17 protein-coding genes are annotated in these 16,962 nt (G+C 73.6%); 7 read left to right on the plus strand and 10 right to left on the minus strand.

Translation table 11 applies throughout. The features are described from left to right. Positions 1–4: 4 nt before the first annotated feature. Positions 5–1,513: a glycoside hydrolase family 26 protein gene (locus tag ACZ514_RS22100; protein WP_469125451.1), complete on the minus strand. Its 1,509-nt coding sequence runs from the start codon at positions 1,511–1,513 to the stop codon at positions 5–7. Positions 1,514–1,831: 318 nt separating this feature from the next. On the opposite strand from ACZ514_RS22100, the gene ACZ514_RS22105 reads away from it, so the two are divergent. The 3 genes from ACZ514_RS22105 (at position 1,832) to ACZ514_RS22115 (ending at position 6,666) form a co-directional block, all read left to right on the plus strand. After that, the gene (locus ACZ514_RS22105) at positions 1,832–3,115 is read left to right on the plus strand and encodes a carboxylate--amine ligase (RefSeq protein ID WP_469125452.1); all 1,284 of its coding nucleotides are present in this window, start codon (positions 1,832–1,834) and stop codon (positions 3,113–3,115) included. Positions 3,116–4,223: 1,108 nt separating this feature from the next. Further along, positions 4,224–6,368 carry a SpoIIE family protein phosphatase gene (locus ACZ514_RS22110; protein ID WP_469125453.1) on the plus strand — a complete coding sequence of 715 codons (2,145 nt, stop codon included), beginning with the start codon at positions 4,224–4,226 and terminating at the stop codon, positions 6,366–6,368. Positions 6,369–6,489: 121 nt separating this feature from the next. Beyond that, entirely contained in the window at positions 6,490–6,666 is a 177-nt protein-coding gene (locus tag ACZ514_RS22115) for a hypothetical protein (RefSeq protein ID WP_469125454.1), read from the plus strand. A 38-nt stretch (positions 6,667–6,704) separates the two neighbouring features. On the opposite strand, the gene ACZ514_RS22120 is transcribed toward ACZ514_RS22115, so the two are convergent. Then, positions 6,705–7,121: a DUF6299 family protein gene (locus ACZ514_RS22120; protein WP_469125455.1), complete on the minus strand. Its 417-nt coding sequence runs from the start codon at positions 7,119–7,121 to the stop codon at positions 6,705–6,707. Positions 7,122–7,321: 200 nt separating this feature from the next. Here ACZ514_RS22120 and ACZ514_RS22125 point away from each other — a divergent pair, with 200 nt between their 5' ends. Both ACZ514_RS22125 and ACZ514_RS22130 read left to right on the plus strand, forming a co-directional pair. Continuing rightward, positions 7,322–7,936 (plus strand): DUF4352 domain-containing protein, encoded by a 615-nt coding sequence (locus ACZ514_RS22125; RefSeq protein WP_468167631.1) that lies wholly within the window; start codon positions 7,322–7,324, stop codon positions 7,934–7,936. Positions 7,937–7,992: 56 nt separating this feature from the next. Continuing rightward, positions 7,993–8,487, plus strand: coding sequence for a DUF5949 family protein (locus tag ACZ514_RS22130; protein ID WP_468167633.1), 495 nt, complete (start codon positions 7,993–7,995; stop codon positions 8,485–8,487). A 262-nt stretch (positions 8,488–8,749) separates the two neighbouring features. Here the strand turns inward: ACZ514_RS22130 and ACZ514_RS22135 are convergent, their stop codons facing one another. Further along, positions 8,750–10,006, minus strand: a complete 1,257-nt coding sequence (locus tag ACZ514_RS22135) for a cytochrome P450 (RefSeq protein WP_469125456.1) — start codon at positions 10,004–10,006, stop codon at positions 8,750–8,752. A 74-nt stretch (positions 10,007–10,080) separates the two neighbouring features. Then, positions 10,081–11,253: a low temperature requirement protein A gene (locus tag ACZ514_RS22140; protein WP_468167637.1), complete on the minus strand. Its 1,173-nt coding sequence runs from the start codon at positions 11,251–11,253 to the stop codon at positions 10,081–10,083. Positions 11,254–11,395: 142 nt separating this feature from the next. Between ACZ514_RS22140 and ACZ514_RS22145 the strand changes: the two genes are divergently transcribed. Both ACZ514_RS22145 and ACZ514_RS22150 read left to right on the plus strand, forming a co-directional pair. Then, positions 11,396–11,689, plus strand: a complete 294-nt coding sequence (locus ACZ514_RS22145; protein WP_469125457.1) for a hypothetical protein — start codon at positions 11,396–11,398, stop codon at positions 11,687–11,689. Between the two features lie 52 nt (positions 11,690–11,741). Continuing rightward, positions 11,742–11,963, plus strand: a complete 222-nt coding sequence (locus ACZ514_RS22150; RefSeq protein ID WP_388939324.1) for a hypothetical protein — start codon at positions 11,742–11,744, stop codon at positions 11,961–11,963. Positions 11,964–11,976: 13 nt separating this feature from the next. Here the strand turns inward: ACZ514_RS22150 and mscL are convergent, their stop codons facing one another. The 6 genes from mscL to ACZ514_RS22180 all read right to left on the minus strand — a co-directional run bounded on the left by mscL (position 11,977) and on the right by ACZ514_RS22180 (position 16,729). After that, on the minus strand, positions 11,977–12,489 hold the full coding sequence (mscL, locus tag ACZ514_RS22155; RefSeq protein ID WP_468167639.1) for a large conductance mechanosensitive channel protein MscL: 513 nt from the start codon (positions 12,487–12,489) through the stop codon (positions 11,977–11,979). 123 nt (positions 12,490–12,612) lie between these two features. Continuing rightward, positions 12,613–13,047, minus strand: coding sequence for a hypothetical protein (locus ACZ514_RS22160; protein ID WP_469125458.1), 435 nt, complete (start codon positions 13,045–13,047; stop codon positions 12,613–12,615). A 288-nt stretch (positions 13,048–13,335) separates the two neighbouring features. Further along, positions 13,336–13,893 carry a carboxymuconolactone decarboxylase family protein gene (locus ACZ514_RS22165; protein WP_469125459.1) on the minus strand — a complete coding sequence of 186 codons (558 nt, stop codon included), beginning with the start codon at positions 13,891–13,893 and terminating at the stop codon, positions 13,336–13,338. A 229-nt stretch (positions 13,894–14,122) separates the two neighbouring features. Further along, positions 14,123–14,956: an S-methyl-5'-thioadenosine phosphorylase gene (locus tag ACZ514_RS22170; protein WP_468167645.1), complete on the minus strand. Its 834-nt coding sequence runs from the start codon at positions 14,954–14,956 to the stop codon at positions 14,123–14,125. A gap of 86 nt (positions 14,957–15,042) precedes the next feature. After that, positions 15,043–15,351, minus strand: coding sequence for an FmdB family zinc ribbon protein (locus ACZ514_RS22175; RefSeq protein WP_468167647.1), 309 nt, complete (start codon positions 15,349–15,351; stop codon positions 15,043–15,045). Positions 15,352–15,418: 67 nt separating this feature from the next. After that, positions 15,419–16,729, minus strand: a complete 1,311-nt coding sequence (locus ACZ514_RS22180; RefSeq protein ID WP_468167649.1) for an MFS transporter — start codon at positions 16,727–16,729, stop codon at positions 15,419–15,421. Positions 16,730–16,962 lie beyond the last annotated feature (233 nt).

The following is a 16,962-nucleotide window of genomic DNA, read 5'->3' on the forward strand; positions in this document are numbered from 1 at the left end:
CCGTCTAGAAGGGCCAGAAGCCGGAGTCCTCGCCCCAGTCGAAGCGGAAGCAGAACGACTGGTTGCCGAGGAGGGAGTTCAGCCAGTCGCCGAAGGTGAGCGGAAGACACCACTCCCTGCTGTTGTTGGGCTGGGGCTTCGGCTGGGGCTTGGGCTCCGGCTTCGGCACGTCCGGCGTGGGGACGTCGGGCTTGGGGACGTCGGGCTTGGGCGCGGGCGGCGTGGGCGACGCGGGCGGCTTGGGTGCGGGAGGCCGGGTGGGCTGGGGGCTCGGCGTGAGGACCGGCGGCACGGGATCCGAGGCCCCCGGGGACGGCTCCGGGTCGGTCGGCGGGACCGTGACGTCGGGCGTGGGGACGTCGGGCTTGGGCACGTCGGGCGTCGGGACGTCGGGCTTGGGCACGTCCGGCTTGGGGACGTCCGGCTTGGGGACGTCGGGGGTGGGGAACGGCGGGGTCGGGACCTGCGGCGTCGGCACGACCGGGGTGGGGACCACGGGCGTCGGCACGACCGGCGTCGGCACCACCGGGGTGGGGACCGCGGGCGTCGGCTCGGCCGGCTTGTGCTCGCCCATCGCCTCACGGAAGACCTTCGCCGACCGCGGGTTGTCCTTGCACCGCCAGACGCCGTGCGGACAGTAGTCGGTGATGGTGTGGTAGAGCGGTCCGTGCTGGTCGATCCACTTCAGCATCTGCCGGATGTACTCCGCGTTGTCGCCGTTGCGGAACAGTCCCCACTCCGGGTACGAGATCTGCTTCCCGTGTGCTTTCGCGAAGTCGACGTGCTGCTGGAGCCCGTACGGCTGGCGGACGTGCTCCTCGAACGTGCGTCCCGGTCCCTGGTCGTACGAGTCCATGCCGATGACGTCGACCACGTCGTCACCCGGGTAGCACTTGGTCCAGCCGATCGCGTCCGTCCCCCGGTTGGGGGCGAAATCGAACTTGAACGCCTGTCCGGGGACGGCGCGCATCGCCTTGACGACGCGCCTCCAGTACGCCTTCCAGTTCTCCGGGTCCGGCGCGCAGCGGTGGGTGTACGTGGTGCCGTTCATCTCCCAGCCGAGCACGATCACCGTGTCCTGCGCACCCAGGGCCACCAGCCGTTCGGCGAGCTTGCGGAAGTGCCGGTCGTACTGGCCCTCCGCGCCGGCCCGGATCAGCTGGGCCACCTGCCAGTCGGGCACCCGCTCCTCGTTGCGGGCCTGCATGGGCACGTTGAGGACGAACATCCGGTCCTCGTCGCCCCGGCGCCACTCGGCCCAGTCCTCCAGGAAGTCGACCTCGCCCTCGATGCCGGCCCACTGGTCGCCGGGGAGGTAGGTGTGCCCGACGCGGATCTCCCTGCCGCCCAGCCAGCGCGACAGGTAGGGGATCCGGGCGACCCCGGGCGGCCCGTAGCCGAGGTAGGCGCCCATGGCGGAGCCGGACCCCTTCGGCGGGTCGTCGTCGGGGGCCGCGAGGGCGGCGCCGGTGGCGAGCAGCCCGGCCGTGACCGTACCGACGCAGGTGCTCACCAAGCGGTGGTGTGGTCTGGGCATGGCGTCTCCCGAGCTTTCGCGAACCGGTGTGCTTGTAAAAGACGTTAGGCATCACATCTGACGAATGCCCTGTCCGGTGGCCCTCGGATAGGCCATTCGCAGCTGCGCATCCACTCCGCTTGGTCCGACTAGGTGAAAGACACCGTTCCCATGTACGCGTTCGACGGTCACGTGCCCGCTGTTCTGCTCCGACTCGATCGGAATCCGTTCCACCACGGAACCCTCGGCGCCGTCAGATCCCTTGGACGCAAAGGCGTGGAGGTCCACGCCGTCGTCGAGGACGGGGGAGGGCCCGTGGGACGTTCGCGCTATCTGCGCGCCGTGCACGCCGGCCCCGCCGGCGGAGTGGACCCGGAGGCGCCCGAGGCGCTGCTGGAGTGCCTGGTCGGGGTGTCGGAGCGGATCGGGCGGCCGGCGGTGCTCGTGGCCATGGACGACATGAGCGCGATCGCCGTGTCCGGCATGGCTCCGATGCTGACGGACCGTTTCCGGATCCCCCATCAGCCCGACGGCCTGCCCGCCCGGGTAGCGGACAAGGCGGAGCTGTCACGGCTGTGCGCCCGCTGGGACGTGCCCCACCCGGAGACCGTGATCCCGGCGAGCGGCGGAGAGGCGGCGCGCGCAGCCTGGCGGCTCGGGCTGCCGGTGGTGGCGAAGTGGAGCCGGCCGTGGCTGCTGCCCGCCGGTGCCGGGCTGCGGAGCACCACGCTCCTCAACTCAGCCGCCGACGCCCGCCGGTTGTTCGAACGGACCGCCGAGGCCGGGAGCCGGCTGCTGCTCCAGCGGTTCCTGCCCGCGGGGCCGGACACCGACTGGTTCTTCCACGGCGCCTTCGCCCGGGGCGGACGGCCGTTGCTCGCCGGGTCGGGCCGCAAGGAGCTGTCCTGGCCGGTGCGGACCGGGCTGACGGCGGTGGGGCGCTGGCTGCCGGACCCGGCGGTGGAGGAGTCCGCGCTGCGACTCGCCGAACGGCTCGGCTACCACGGGATCCTGGACCTCGACTTCCGCCGCGACGAGTGCGGCACCTTCCGGCTGGTGGACTTCAACCCGCGCCCGGGCGCGCAGTTCCGGCTGTTCGCCGACGACTCGGGCCTGGACGTGGTCCAGGCCATGTACCTCGACCTGACGGGCCAACGGGTGCCGGAGGCGACGGGCGGACCCGGACGGGTCTTCGTCGCGGAGAACTACGCCCTGCTGTCCGCCGTACGGGGCCGCTCGCTGCCCCGCCGCGCCCCCGCCCCCGGGCGGGCCGGTGCGGGTGCTGCCGCCGCGCGGCCCGGTCCGGTGCGGGTGCTGCCGCGGGCGGAGCGGGGCCGGGTGGAGGCGGCCTGGTTCGCCACCGACGACCCGTCGCCGTTCCTGGCGATGCTGGCCGCCTTCCTGGGACGCGGCTTCGGCAAGGGGGCCGGCGCCCTGCGCAAGGTGCCCGCACAGGGGCGGCGTACGGTCCGCGCGGCGCGGACGCCACGTCAGCGCGGCGCCGAACGGACGTGGTCGCCGCCCCAGTCCCCGGAACCGTCCGCCGGCCAGGCCCCGCCGGCCTCCTCGGCGGAGCCGGACGAACTGGTGACGCGGTGACGTGGTGGCGCGACGGCGCGGTGACGCGGCGGCTTCGTGACCGCAGACGGGTGAGTTCTCGGGCGACTCGTTGACCGGCGGCGCTACACCCCGGCCGGGCACTGCGCCACCCGCGGCCCGCTCGCCGCGCACGGCAGCCCCCTGCCGCGCCGCACCCTCACGCGTACGGGCGGGCTCCGGCCCGCCCGGGTACGCGGGCCCGCCGCAGGCGGAGGAGGCCACCGCACCGAGGCCACCCCGCGGGAAGACGGCCCCCCCGTCCGCACCGCCGACGGGCCCCCGCGGCGCTGGCCGGGCCGCCCCGGGCCTGCTCGCACAGCGGCGACCACCGCGACCGGGACCCGCTTCACCGGGCGCGAGGCGGCCGTCCTGGGCCCGGACAGGCCGCGCCGCTCGCCGGGGCGGGCCCGGCCGTGCGGGGTGGCCCGGCGGTCCCCCCCTGCACCGGAACACCGTCCCGCGGCCGCTGAAGCGGCCGTCGCTGCGAGCTCGGCGCGCCCCGTACGGTGGCCTCGGCGCCGGAGGGCACCGCCGGGCGTGGCCGGAGCGGCCCTGGGGCGGTGCGGCGGCCGCCCACGTCGCCGCGCACCCGGATCGCCGCCGGCCCAGCGGCACCCCGGACAGCGCGGGCCGCGAGTCCTCCCGGGCGGGCCTGTTCCCGCGCGTCCGCCGACGGCTCCCTCATTCGGACCTTCCATGCGATTCGTGCGCGGTGCGGGGTTCACGGCGGGGAGACTGGTGAAGGGAGTCCGCAAGCGCCTCGGCGCGCGGGGTCCGCTGCCGGGCGCGTCCGGCGGAGTCCGGCCGGTCCGGGCCGCCGCCGGGGGACCGGAGACGTATCTACCCTGAGATCCACCTGAGAGGGGTCCGCGATGGGCGCGGAGCGAGCACAGGGAGGCCGTGGCTGGGTGCGCATCCCGGCCAGCCGCGGGGAGCAGCCGTCGGCCCGGGCGACCGCGGGCACACCGCCCCGGCCCGCGGCCGGCACACCGTACGGATGGCGGGCCACCGGCCCCTTCGGAACCGGCGACCAGCCCTCGATCTACCTCTCCCTCGTCAAGCGCTGGCGGGAGGCCGGACGGACCCTTCCGGGGCATCCTGACGAGGAATGGGAGCGGCTCATCTCCCAGCCGTGCTGGCCAGGCCGTTAGGTGGTGTGTCTCTCGTGGCAGCGGCGGAGCGCGACGAACCGGAGCGGAGTGCTCCGAACCCGGTGACCGGGCCGGGGGAGCGGCTCGCGCTCAACGGCATGGGCAGCTTCGAGTGGGACCTGGACGCCGGCACCCTCACCCTGGACGAGGCCGGCCTGGCCGTCTTCGACCTGGAGGCGGCGGAGTTCGACCACACCCCCGGAGGTCTCGGCGCGCGGATCCCGTCCGACGACGCGGCCCGGCTCTCGGAGACCGTGACGGGCGTACTGGAGTCCGGCGGGTCCACGTACGGCTCGTACTTCACGGTGCGCCGGCGCGACGGCCGCGACCAGTGGACCCACACCACGGGCCGGGTGCTGCGCGACGCGAACGGCCGGCCCGAGCGGATCGCGGGCATCGTCCGGGACGCCACGGCCGAACTCGCGCACGCCACGGTGCTGCGGAAGCTGGAGAGCGCCCGCATCCAGCAGGCCGCCATCGTGCAGCGCACCACGGATGCCCTGTCGCGGGCGGTGACCGTCGACGACGTGACGGCCGCCCTGACCGGCGCGGGCGCGCTGGAGCGGCTCGGGGCGGACGGGCTGGCCCTGGGCCTCGTCGAGAACGGCGCCATCAAGATCATCGCGTTGAGCGGGGAAACCCTGGAGATCCTCAGCGAGCGCAAGTTCACCCGACTGGACGGATCGCTGCCGCTCTCGCAGGCCGTCCTCACCAGGCAGGCGCGTTTCGTCACCTCGCTGGCCGAACTCGCCGGCGAGTTCCCGCTGCTCGCCGACTACCTGAACCGCATCCGCTACGACGCGGCCGCCTACCTTCCCCTGATCGCCCAGGCCAAGGCCATCGGCGGCCTCGTGCTCTTCTACCGCCGGCGCACCGAGTTCAGCCCGGAGGAACGCAACCTGTGCCTGGGCCTGGCCGGCATCGTCGCCCAGTCCCTCCAGCGGGCGCTCCTCTTCGACCAGGAACGCGAGTTCGCCACCGGCCTCCAGGCCGCCATGCTGCCCCGCCGCATCCCGGAGATCACCGGCGGCGAGATCGCCGTCCGCTACCACTCCGCGTGGAGCGGACGGGAGGTCGGCGGCGACTGGTACGACGTCATCGCCCTGCCCCGCGACCGCGTCGGCATCGTCGTGGGCGACGTCCAGGGCCACGACACGCACGCCGCCGCCATCATGGGCCAGCTGCGCATCGCGCTGCGCGCCTACGCGGGCGAGGGCCACCCCCCGTCCACCGTGCTGGTACGGGCCTCCCGCTTCCTCGCCGAACTGGACACCGAGCGCTTCGCCACCTGCATGTACGCACAGGTCGACCTGGACACCGGAGGCGTACGGGCCGTCCGCGCGGGCCACATCGGCCCGCTGATCCGGCACACGGACGGGCGTACCGGCTGGCCCAACGTCCGGGGCGGACTGCCGCTCGGACTGGCCTCCGTGTTCGAGCAGGAGGACTTCCCCGAGACCCGCCTCGACCTGGTGCCCGGCGAGACGCTCGTCCTGTGCACCGACGGGCTCGTGGAGGAACCGGGCACCACCATCACCGCCGGCATGGACGCCCTGGCCCACGCCGTCCGCTCCGGCCCCCAGGGCGCCGGAGCCCTCGCCGACCACCTCTCCGACCGGCTCTGGGAACGCTGGGGCTCCGGAGACGACGTGGCCCTCCTCGTCCTGCGCCGCGCCCCGGATCCCGGCACCCACCGGGCCCCGCGCATCCACCAGTACGTCCACCAGGCGGACCCCGAAGGGCTGTCGGAGGCCCGCTACGCCCTGCGGCAGGCCCTGCGCGACTGGGGCGTGCCCGAACTCGCCGACGACGTCGAGCTGGCGGCGGGGGAACTGCTGGTCAACGCCCTCCTGCACACCGACGGCGGGGCCGTGCTGACCATGGAGGTGCTGCCCGAGCCGGTGCGGCGGATCCGGCTGTGGGTCAAGGACCGCTCCAGCGTGTGGCCGCGCAGGCGCACCCCGGGCGAGGCGGCCACCACGGGACGCGGGCTGCTGCTGGTGGACGCGCTGGCCACGCACTGGGGGGTGGAGTCCCGGGGCGACGGGAAGGCCGTCTGGTGCGAGTTCGACGCCGGAGGCACCCCGCGCGGCACCGGGTGACCGGGCGGTCACGAGCGGTTGCGGGGTGCCGGGGGCGGGGTGATGATGCGGCCATGGAACGGATGCTGGTTCTTCCGGACGTGCCGGTTCTCCGGGGCGTCCTCCCGCTCGAGGGAGTCCGGTGCGCCGCCTGACCAGGGGCGCGGTCACCGGCGCCGCGGCGGCGCTGGCGGTCCTGCTGCTGGCGGCCGGGGGGCGGACGGCCGTCGACCGGGCGGCCGGGCGGGCGCACACGGACCCCGAATGCAGGACGGTCGCGTTCATGTCGATGACGGGCGTCGCGCCCGAGTGCCGGTAGCGGCGGCCACCGGACCCGCGCGGCGCCGGCCCCGCCCCCTACCGGTCCGCGATGACCTCGATGTCCTTGCTGTCCTGCGCGACCGTGTCGATGGCGCGCGGCATCAGGCCCGAGAAGTGGATCTCCTGGAGTTCCGCGACGGCCGTGGCACGGCCCGGGTGGATGCCACCCGTCAGGGGGCTGCCGGCCACCCAGGCGTGCTCGGCGCCGTCGCAGACGACCTCACCCGCGCCGATGCTCAGACGGGATCCGTCCTGGATGACGGTCGCCTTGATCTGAACCGCCCCGGAGGATGACGCGGCCTCGCAGCTGTAGGTCCCGGAAAGGGTGACGGAACCGTCCCCGGCGATGTGGGCTTCCGGCCGTACGGAAATCGCCTGGTGGAAAACGGTGGCCTGGGCGGAGGTCGTGAACAGGGCCGTCGCGGCCAGGGCCGAGAGGGTTCCGAGGGTCATTCGGCGGGCGGGGACGCGCATTTTTCCTCCAGGTGGGTGCGGGTGGCGGGATTCCATCGATTCCGCCGGAAGGCATTGTGCTGGCAATGGGCGGGCCGCTCGCTCCGCGCGCTCGTGTCGGTGTGTGCAATTCCCCGCTCGGGCGCGTGAGACTGGCCGGAAACATTCCCCGCCCGGAAGATCCCCGAAGGGGTTCCCGCATGCGTCAGCCCGTGTCCGTCCTCGCCGCCGCCACCCTGGTTCCCCTCCTGCTGTTCACCGCCACCGCCTGCCAGAGCGCCCCCGACGGAGCCGCGCCGGCACCTGCCGCGGCACCCGCCGCCCCGGTCGACGACGGAGTGCCCGGCGCCGACGAGGACCCCTCCGGCCAGGGCGGGGCGGGAACGCTGCCCGACGCCGCGAAGGACGCCCATGTGGGTGACTCCGTACGGCTGCGGGGCCACGAGGTGGGCCGCCACCTCCAGGTGGTGCTGGGCGCGTTCGTGGACCCGGCGGTCAGCGTCGAGCCGAACCACCAGCCGCCGGCGGGGAAGCGGTGGGTCGCCGCCTCGATGTCGTTCGTCAACGTCGGCGGGGCCTCGTACGGGGCGCTCGGGCGCATGTGGGCGTACGACGGCGCGGGGAAGCGCCACCCGGTGGTGCGCACCGGTGAACTCACGACCGGCAAACCGCTCGTCTTCGATTCCCTCGCGGTCGGTGAGCGGGCCGAAGGATGGGTCGTGTTCGAAATTCCGGAGAATCAGAAGATCGTGCGGCTCCAGTACCGGGACGCGAACATGCAGGCGAATTCCGGAGGGGGTTTCTGGTCGGTCTAGCCCGCACGGGTGAAAGGCCGTGAAGGGGCACGGCGCCGGAGCATTAGGGTGCGCGCATGACTTCTACGCAAGCCGAAATCGACCGGACCCAGCTCGGCACCCTTTCCGTGCTCGCCTGGATCGGCGACCCCGCCGAGGGCCACGACATCCCGTACCTGCTCGCCTACACGCTCGGCGACGGGCCGGGGGGCCGGGAGGCGGGCGAGGCGGCCGCGCGCGGGCTGCTGGAGGAGATGGGGCTGCCCATCGGCGACGTGGTCATGGACGGGACCGCGAACCCGCAGAAGTTCGACGTGAAGGTGCTCCTCGCGGACAACCAGATCGCGCTGACCATGCCCGGGCTGAACGCCACCTGCACCGCTCCGGACGAGTGGGTCGCGGCGGCGAAGGAGAGCGGCCAGGCGTACTTCCTGTTCGCCACGCGCGCCTGGCCCGAGGCCCTCCCCGGCAAGCCGGTGAGCGCGGAGGTCCTCCAGGCCTTCGCCGGTGACGAGGCGGTGCTGACCAGCAGCGCCCACTGCGTGGTCACGGTGCAGAGCCTGCAGCGGTAGCGGTAGCCGGGGTCGGCTGAGCCGGCAGCGGCAGCGGCAGTCGCGGCAGCGGTCGCCGGGTCGGCGCCGCCCGTCCACCGGCCGTCGCCCCGTGGGTTCCCTCCGCGTCGGCCGCGTCTCGCGCCGGCTCCTGTACGCGGCAGCCGCCGCCGCGCCTGTGGCGGCCGCCGTGCCCGCGGCCGCCGGGCTCCCAGCCTGCCCGGTGGCCGCGCCCCCCACGCGCACGCGACGCCGGGCCGCGGCGGCCGGGGCGCTGCCCGTCTCAGGGGCGCTCGAAGGCGAACCGCAGCGAGCGGACGCGGTTGTCGAAGTTCGACCCCGCCAGATCGGGCAGGCCCACCGCGCGCAGCCCCACCGGCCTGGTGAGCAGCTCCCGGAACAGCGCCTTCATCTCCACCCGGGCCAGATGGGCTCCCAGGCAGAAGTGCGGTCCGCCGCCGCCGAAGCCCAGGTGAGGGTTGGGGGAGCGGGTGATGTCGAAGGCGTCCGGATCGAGGAAGACCGCCTCGTCACGGTTGGCGGACGCGTAGTACAGCACCACCTTGTCCCCCGGCCGGAACAGGTGCCCGCCCAGCGTGTGGTCGGCGGTGACCGTCCGGCGGAACTGGATGATCGGCGTCGAGTGCCGGATCATCTCGTCCACCGCGCCGTCCGCGTACGTCTCGAAGTCCGAGAGCAGCAGTTCCCGCTGGTCGGGGAAGTCGGTCAGCAGGGTCAGCCCGTGGCTGATGGCGTTACGGGTGGTCTCCACCCCCGCCACCATCAGCAGGCTGAAGAAGGCACCCAGCTGGCGGGCGCCGAGCGCCTGACCGTCCACGTTCGCGCGGACCAGGGCCGAGATCAGGTCGTCGGCCGGGTTCTTGCGCCGCTCCCGCCCGATGCCCGCGACCATCCGCTGCATCCGGGCCAGGGCCCGCAGCCCGCGGCCGGGCATCCGCAGCCGGGCCGCCAGGCCGCGCTCCACACCGATGTTCTCGGAGGCGTGGTCGACCCGCGCGGCGATCTCGGCGCGGTAGCGCTCCGGGATGCCCATCATGTTGCAGATGACCTCCAGGGGCAGCCGGGAGGACACCGCCGAGACGAACTCGTCGGGACCCTCGGCCAGGACGTCGTCCACGATCCGCGCCGCGACCGCGTGGATGTCCGCCTCGGCCGCCGCCAGCAGCCGCGGCGTGAACGCCCGCTGCACGATCTTCCGCAGCTGCGCGTGGTCCGGGCCGTCCAGGTTGACCATGGAGTCCCCGAACAGGGCCCGCACCCACCGGGCCGGCTCCGGCGTCGTGACCCCGGGAGAGCTGGAGAACACCTTCGGCAGCCGGCTGGCCTCCTGCACGTCCGCGTGGCGCACGAGGGCCCAGTGGCCGCTGCTCCCCTCGGGGACGAACGCCGGGGAGTCCAGCGCGCGCAGCCGGGCGAAGGCCGCGAGGCGGTGGGCGGGCGGCCGCTGCCAGAAACCCGGCTCGGCCAGCTCCCCTCCGGGATCGGTGCCGGAGCCGTGCCGTTGAGGGGGGAGTGTCATGGGGGCTGTCTCTTCCTGTCGCCGTTCTGCTGAGCTGCTGAACGGGTCCGGGGGCGCGGGAGTGACGGCCGGGCTCAGACTTCGGCGCCGACACGGGCGGGCCGCCCACCGTGGACGGCCAGGGTCATGCCGGCCACCACCGCGGCCGTCGCGACCAGCCCCGCGTAGAGGACCGCGTACGCACCCGCCCAGGTGCAGGCCAGCAGCGCCAGGGCCGCCACCGGCAGCACCATCTGCTGGGCGGGGCCACGCTTGAAGTGGCGCGAGTGCAGCAGCCACACCATCAGCAGGAACAGCGCCGACGGGACGGTCACGGCGGCGTTCGCGGCGAGCTGCGAGACGTGCGCCTTGCCGACCGCGTGCTCCACCGCGACCTCGATGCCCGCGCCGATCGCCGCACCCGAGGCGAAGATCAGCAGGTGCCCGTAGCCCCACGGGATCGCCTCCCGGTTGGAGGTCAGCCGCTCGTGCATCGGCACCGCGAAGTAGATCCACCACGCCGCGAAGACGATCAGCAGCCCGCCCGCGGCGATGGGCAGCAGCTCACCCAGCGCCTCGTGCTCGTCGAGCGCCGACTTCACCGCCACCGTGCTCGCCGCGATGGTCTCGCCCAGCACGATGATGGTGAACAGGCCGTACCGCTCCACGATGTGGTGGGCGTGCCAGGGTGTCTGGTGCCCGCGCTCCGCCAGCAGCGGCACCATCAGCTCGGCCACCACCATCACCAGGAACAGCCACCGCCTCGTGGCTTCCGGGGCGAACAGCAGCCCCACCCAGCCCGCCTGACAGATGACCAGCCCCACCGCGTACGTCAGCGCCGCCGCACGCGCCGCACCGCTCTCCCCGGCCGCCGCGCGCAGCCACTGCGCGGTCAGCGCCACCCGCATGATCAGGTAGCCGATGACGGCCACCGTCCAGTCGTTCCCGTCGAAGGCCCGGCTCACCCCCGCCGCGTAGACGAGCACACCGGCGATCTGCACCAGCGTCGCGATCCGGTACGGCACGTCGTCGCAGTCGTAGGCGGAGGCGAACCACGTGAAGTTCATCCACGCCCACCACACGCCGAAGAAGACGAAGGCGTATCCGATCACTCCCGTCCCCGGATGGCCCTCCGCCAGCGCGTGCACCAGCCGGGCCCCCGCCTGGGCGATCGCGACGACGAAGCAGAGGTCGAAGAACAGCTCCAGCGAGGTCGCCGTCCGGTGCCCCTCGTCGCGGCTGCGGGCGGTCATCGGTACGTACGTCATACCGCCCAGCACACCAGGGCCCGCCCCCGCGACCGGCGAGGCGCGCGGCCGGCGCCGCCCGGGTACCCCGGGCGGGCCCGTCCCCGCCCGCCGTCGGCCGGCCGGAGGGTGCCTCGTCGGCATCGCCGCGGCCCTGGCCGGCGTGAACTCCGCGCTGCCGTCCGGCGGCGGCCGGGGAAGCCTCCGGGCGTTCTCCGCCGGCTTCCTGGTGGCCTTCGCCTGCTCCGGACCGGGGAGCGGCTCGGCCTTCCGGCGGTTCCCGGTGATCCACCGCGAGCAGTACCCGCGCCAGGCGGAGGGCCAGCGCCCCCAGGCGCAGCCGGCCGCCCCGCAGCAGCCGCAGAGCGAGGCGGGCGGCGTCACCGGCCTCCGCGCGACCCGTCACCCGGTCCGCCGGCGGTCGCACGCCCGCAGGGGCGCGGAGGCGCCCGGCTGACCGGGGCGGCGGGGACCCGGGCCGGGGACGCGGACGGCCGTACCCTGGAGGCATGAGCACCGCCCCCGCCTCCGACCCGCAGTCCCCGAAGCCCGAAGCCGGGGCGAAGCCCGAGACGAAGCCGAAGCCCCGGCCGAAGCTGGTCTTCGACGACCCGCTGGACCAGCAGTCGTCGGACGACACCGACCGGGGCTGGGGCGAGCGGCCGCCCGCCGGGGGGAGTACGGGCGACTTGGCCCGCTTCCTCGACGAGAAGCCCCCGCACCACATCTGACCTCCCCCGGCGGTCAGAAGGTGTCGCGCGCTCCCGGGGTGCTCTCCGGCGCCGTGACGCGCTGGCCGTTCCCGCTCCGCTGCGAGACCAGGACGTCGCGGATGTCCTTGAGCACCTCCAGCTCGGTGATCTCCATGCTTTCCTTCGTGCCCTCCTTGGCCTTGCGGCGCGCTTCCACCCGGGCGAGGTACTTCGCCATGGGCAGGACCATCAGGAAGTACACGACCGCCGCCGTGATCACGAAGGTGAGCGTCGCGTTGAGCACCGAGCCCCACATGATGTTGACGCCGGTCGGCTCGCCCTTCGCGTCGACCCCACAGGGTGCCTTCAGACACGAGGTGTAGACATCCAGGTTCTTGGTGCCGATGGCGCCCACGAGCGGGCTGATGATCCCCTTGACGATCGAGTTCACGATGTTCGTGAACGCCGCCCCGATGACCACGGCCACCGCCAGGTCGACCACGTTCCCGCGCATCAGGAAGGCCTTGAAGCCCGCCAGTACGCTCTCCTTCTTCTTCTCGCTCACCACTGAGCCTTTCCTCGTGCCTGCTGTAGACGGAGCTATCGGTTCCGAAAGCTACGGCAGTCACCGCACGGCGTGTCCAATCAGCACCCTCCTCAGGGCGACTTGACTGCGCCTCAGTACGAATCAGCACAGCGTCACCGCCAGCCGCGCCACCGTCCCCGCCCCCACGAGGGAGCGGGCCGTCTCCCGGGGCACGGACAGCACCACCAGCGCGCCACCGTCCCCGACGCCCGCCTCGGCGGCGGGCACCTCGGCCACCCGGGCCCCCGTCGCCACCACCCTGGGCGGCCCGCCGCGCTCCGCCGCGACCACGTCGACCCGGTCCCCGGCACGCAGCAGCCGCACCGTCCCGGCGTCCGCGATGCGCACCGGCGCCGACACCATCCGTACCGCCGCGGGTGCCGGTTTCACCGCGGGCGCGGCCACGGGCGCCCCGCGGGACGCCCGCGCGTCCGTTCCGCCCACCGCCAGGGCGGCCGCCACCACGGCCAGCCCCGCCGAGGCGACCCGCCGCCGACGGCGCACCGCCCGCCGCAGCCGGCCTCCGGCCCGGCCCACGCGGAGCGGGGGAAAGGCAGGCACGGGGCGCCCGGGCGGACACGTGGAAGAGCAGACGGGACGCGGGCCCGCGGAGGGGGAAGCGGCGAAGGCGCCCGGTGCGCACACCGGGGGCGAGGAAGCCGGTGAGGAGGGAGTGGTCCTGGACATGATGAACACCGCCAAGCTGGTCGTGGTCCGGAGTCCGGGCCCACTGCCCGGACTCCCTCACGATCCGCCTGCGCGCCGGACCCCGCTCCGGCCTGTGGACAATCCCCAGGCTGTGGACAACGCCGTCACCCCCAGGGGTCAGCGCCCCGTCGGTACCTGGCAGGCGTCCGAGAAACCCTGGCTGGTCAGACCGAAAGCGCTGTTGACCCGCGAACGCCAGTTCTCCAGCGCGACCACGGCCGTGAGCTCGACGAACGCGGCCTCGCCGAGCCGGGAGATCAGATCGGCGGCCAGCTCGTCCGTGACCGCCGGCTCGGTCTCGGTCATCGCCTCGGCGTACTCCATGACCAGCAACTCCAGCTCGGTGAACACCTCCCGGGACTCCCGCCACCGCGGCACCCGCTCGATCTTCTCCGGCGCGAACCCCTGCTCGTGGCCCTCCCAGTAGCCGAAGTCCATGCACCACGAGCAGTTGATGCGCGCGGCCGAAGCCATCACCGCCAGGTGCTTGAGGCCGGCGTCCAGCGTGTTCCACTTCGCGGCCTGCCGCTCCAGGCGGACGTACGAGAGCAGCACGCGCGAGTTGTGGCCGTACGCCTGCCCCGGGTCGAGCACCTTGCCGTACGTGCGGCGCGAGTACCAGGTGCCGAGGCGGATGAACAGGGTGCGGGGCGGGGTGAGCGAGATGCGCGGCATGACGGGCCTCTTCCGTGGCGGGGGTCCTGGTGACCCCTTCGCCATGGAGACAGGACAGCCCCGCCGAATGTGACACCGCCCAGGAGGTTTTTCCGCCAGGCGTACGCGGTCCGGGTCCCGGACCCCGGGGAGCGCCCCGACGGCCCCGGAGGCCATCCCGCCGGCGCGCCCGCGACCCGGAACGAGCCCCGGGCGCGGCCGGCAGGGCTCAAGCGCTCCTCGGCCGGTGCTACGGCAGTTCGATGCCCAGGTCCCAGCCGTCATGGGCGTGCGTGCACAGGCAGTCGCGCGCTTCGGTCGCCGGCAGCGCCGCCACCGCGTCGAAGAGGACCTCGCGCAGCCGGCCGACGTTCTCGCCGAACACCTTGAGGACCTCCGTGTGGGAAACGCCCTCACCCGTCTCGGCGCCCGCGTCCAGGTCCGTGACCAGCGCCATGGACGTGTAGCAGAGCCCCAGCTCGCGTGCGAGCACCGCCTCGGGGTGCCCGGTCATGCCGACCACCGACCAGCCGGCGGCCGCGTGCCAGCGGGACTCCGCCCGCGTCGAGAACCTCGGCCCCTCCACGACCACCATGGTGCCGCCGTCCACCGGCTCCCACGCCCGCCCGCGCGCCGCCGCGAGCGCCACCGAGCGGCCCACCGGGCAGTACGGGTCGGCGAAGGTGGTGTGCACGACGTTCGGGACGGTGCCGTCGGGCAGCGGCTCGCCGTCGAAGAAGGTCTGCACCCGGGACTTCGTACGGTCGACCAGCTGGTCCGGAACCAGCAGCGTGCCCGGCCCGTACTCCGCCCGCAGACCGCCGACCGCGCAGGGGCCCAGCACCTGGCGGACGCCGACCGAACGCAGCGCCCACAGGTTGGCCCGGTAGTTGATCTTGTGTGGCGGCACGGTGTGGCCGCGCCCGTGCCGCGGCAGGAACGCGACCTGCCGTCCGGCCAGCTCACCCACGTACAGGGAGTCGCTCGGCGGCCCGTACGGCGTCTCCACCTGGATCTCGGAGACCTCCTCCAGGAAGGAGTAGAAACCCGACCCGCCGATTACACCGATCTCTGCGTTCACCATGGCCTCACCCTAACGGGGGACGCACAAGGCCCCGCCGCCCAAGAGGGCGAGCGGGGCCTCGCGGCGAAAACGGAAGACGTACGGGATCAGGCGGCGGAAGGGGAGCTGCTGCCCGTGCTCGAGGTCGCCGAGGAGGTCGAAGCGGCCGGGGCGGCGGCGGTCGACGTCGTCGAGGACGACGAGGACGGCTTCGAGGCAGGGGTGCTGCTCGACGAGGCGCCACGGCTGTCGTTCCGGTAGAAACCGGAACCCTTGAAGACGATGCCGACCGCGGAGAACACCTTCTTGAGGCGTCCGTCGCAGCTCGGGCACACGGTCAGTGCCTCGTCCGTGAACTTCTGCACGGCCTCGAGGCCCTCACCGCACTCGGTGCACTGGTACTGGTAGGTCGGCACGAATTTCCTCCTGGCACTCTCACTCAATGAGTGCTAACGACGCTCCATGGTGACGTATTCCGGCGGATCAGTCCACCGTCACGGGCGTGCGGTGACCGATCCCACGCTCGTTCGCCGTGCCGCGGGCGGCCGGGGCGGACGAGTTCACGATCCGGCTCGGGGCCTTCGGAGCCAGCTTCGCGCGCAGCGCCACCAGGGTGACGAGGGCGAGGGCCGTGGCGGCCAGCGGCACCAGGAAGCCGTACGAGGACCCGTGCGCGTCCGTCAGGCGGCCGGCCAGGGTCACGGCGCCGGCCTGCCCGAAGGCGACCGCTCCGGTCAGCCAGGTGAAGGCCTCGGTCCGCGAGGCGGCCGGGATCAGCTGCTCGATCATGGTGTAGCCGGTGATCAGCGCGGGCGCGATGCACAGGCCGACGACCAGACCGAGCGCGCCCAGCAGGACCAGGGAGTGCACGGCCCACAGCACGGAGGCGGCGGCGGTCAGGCCGATGTAGCCCAGGATCAGACGGCGGCGCGGGCCGATCTTCCAGGCGACGGCGCCCATCGTGATGCCGGCGATCATGTTGCCGGCCGCGAAGATCCCGTACAGCAGGCCGTTGGCGCCCGGGTTGCCGATCTCGTTGGAGAAGGCGGCCAGGGAGACCTGCATGCCGCCGAAGACGGCGCCGATGCCGATGAAGGCGACGATCAGGACGCGCAGGCCCGGGAAGGACAGCGCGGACTGGTGCTTGCCGTCGGTCTCCGACTGCGGGGCGACCTTCGGCTCGGTGGCACGCTGCGCGGCGAAGAACAGTCCGCCGAGCAGGGTCAGGGCCGCCTCGGTCGCGAGACCGGCGGCCGGGTGGACGCCGGTGCACAGGGCGGTGGCGAGCACCGGGCCGACGACGAAGGTGAACTCGTCGGTGACGGACTCGAACGCGGCGGCCGTGGGCAGCAGCGGGGAGCCCTCGAGCTTGGCCGCCCAGCGGGACCGGACCATGGGGCCGACCTGCGGGACGGAGGCGCCCGCCGGGACGGCGGCCAGCGCCAGCGCCCACAGCGGGGCGCCGAGGAGCGCCAGCGCGGTCAGCGCGGAGACGGCGGTGGCGTGGGCGAGGACGACCGGCAGCAGGACGGCGCTCTGGCCGCGGCGGTCGGTGAACTTGCCCATGACCGGCGCGAACAGGGCCATGGAGACGCCGGTGACGGCGGCGACGATGCCCGCGTCGCCGTAGGAGCCGGTGGAGTGCTGGACGAGCAGCAGGATGCTGATGGTCAGCATGCCGAACGGCAGGCGGGCGGCGAAGCCGGGGAGGACGAAGGAGAGGGCACCGGGGGTGCGCAGCAGCTGCCCGTAGCCGGGTCGGGCGGACTTGTCGGTCGTGACCGCGGATGTCACGGCCTGGCCTTTCCGCTGCCTGGTAGAGCGTCCCCGTCTGCGGACGGCGGGCCGCCTTGTGAGCGACCGCACCCGTACATGTGGGAGCCCCGAGAGCTGTCCTCTTGCGCAGAACCGAGTGATACCTGGGCGCCCACTGCGGGAGGGTGCCACGGCCGCTTTGCGGTCGCGCCAGCTCTGCGTCAGGCAGAGTTGGTTCGATGTGGTGTGCCTTCATCGTACAGGGAAACCCA

The sequence above is a fragment of the Streptomyces sp. NPDC034086 genome, from assembly GCF_055575515.1.

Bases quoted from the DNA above. Each gene is read 5' to 3' on its own strand.
- ACZ514_RS22130 (WP_468167633.1), top strand. From the start codon at position 7,993: ATGACTTCTACGCAAGCCGAAATCGACCGGACCCAGCTCGGCACCCTT.
- ACZ514_RS22135 (WP_469125456.1), bottom strand. From the start codon at position 10,006: ATGACACTCCCCCCTCAACGGCACGGCTCCGGCACCGATCCCGGAGGG.
- ACZ514_RS22140 (WP_468167637.1), bottom strand. From the start codon at position 11,253: ATGACGTACGTACCGATGACCGCCCGCAGCCGCGACGAGGGGCACCGG.
- ACZ514_RS22125 (WP_468167631.1), top strand. From the start codon at position 7,322: ATGCGTCAGCCCGTGTCCGTCCTCGCCGCCGCCACCCTGGTTCCCCTC.
- ACZ514_RS22150 (WP_388939324.1), top strand. From the start codon at position 11,742: ATGAGCACCGCCCCCGCCTCCGACCCGCAGTCCCCGAAGCCCGAAGCC.
- ACZ514_RS22110 (WP_469125453.1), top strand. From the start codon at position 4,224: ATGGGAGCGGCTCATCTCCCAGCCGTGCTGGCCAGGCCGTTAGGTGGT.
- ACZ514_RS22120 (WP_469125455.1), bottom strand. From the start codon at position 7,121: ATGACCCTCGGAACCCTCTCGGCCCTGGCCGCGACGGCCCTGTTCACG.
- ACZ514_RS22170 (WP_468167645.1), bottom strand. From the start codon at position 14,956: ATGGTGAACGCAGAGATCGGTGTAATCGGCGGGTCGGGTTTCTACTCC.
- ACZ514_RS22165 (WP_469125459.1), bottom strand. From the start codon at position 13,893: ATGCCGCGCATCTCGCTCACCCCGCCCCGCACCCTGTTCATCCGCCTC.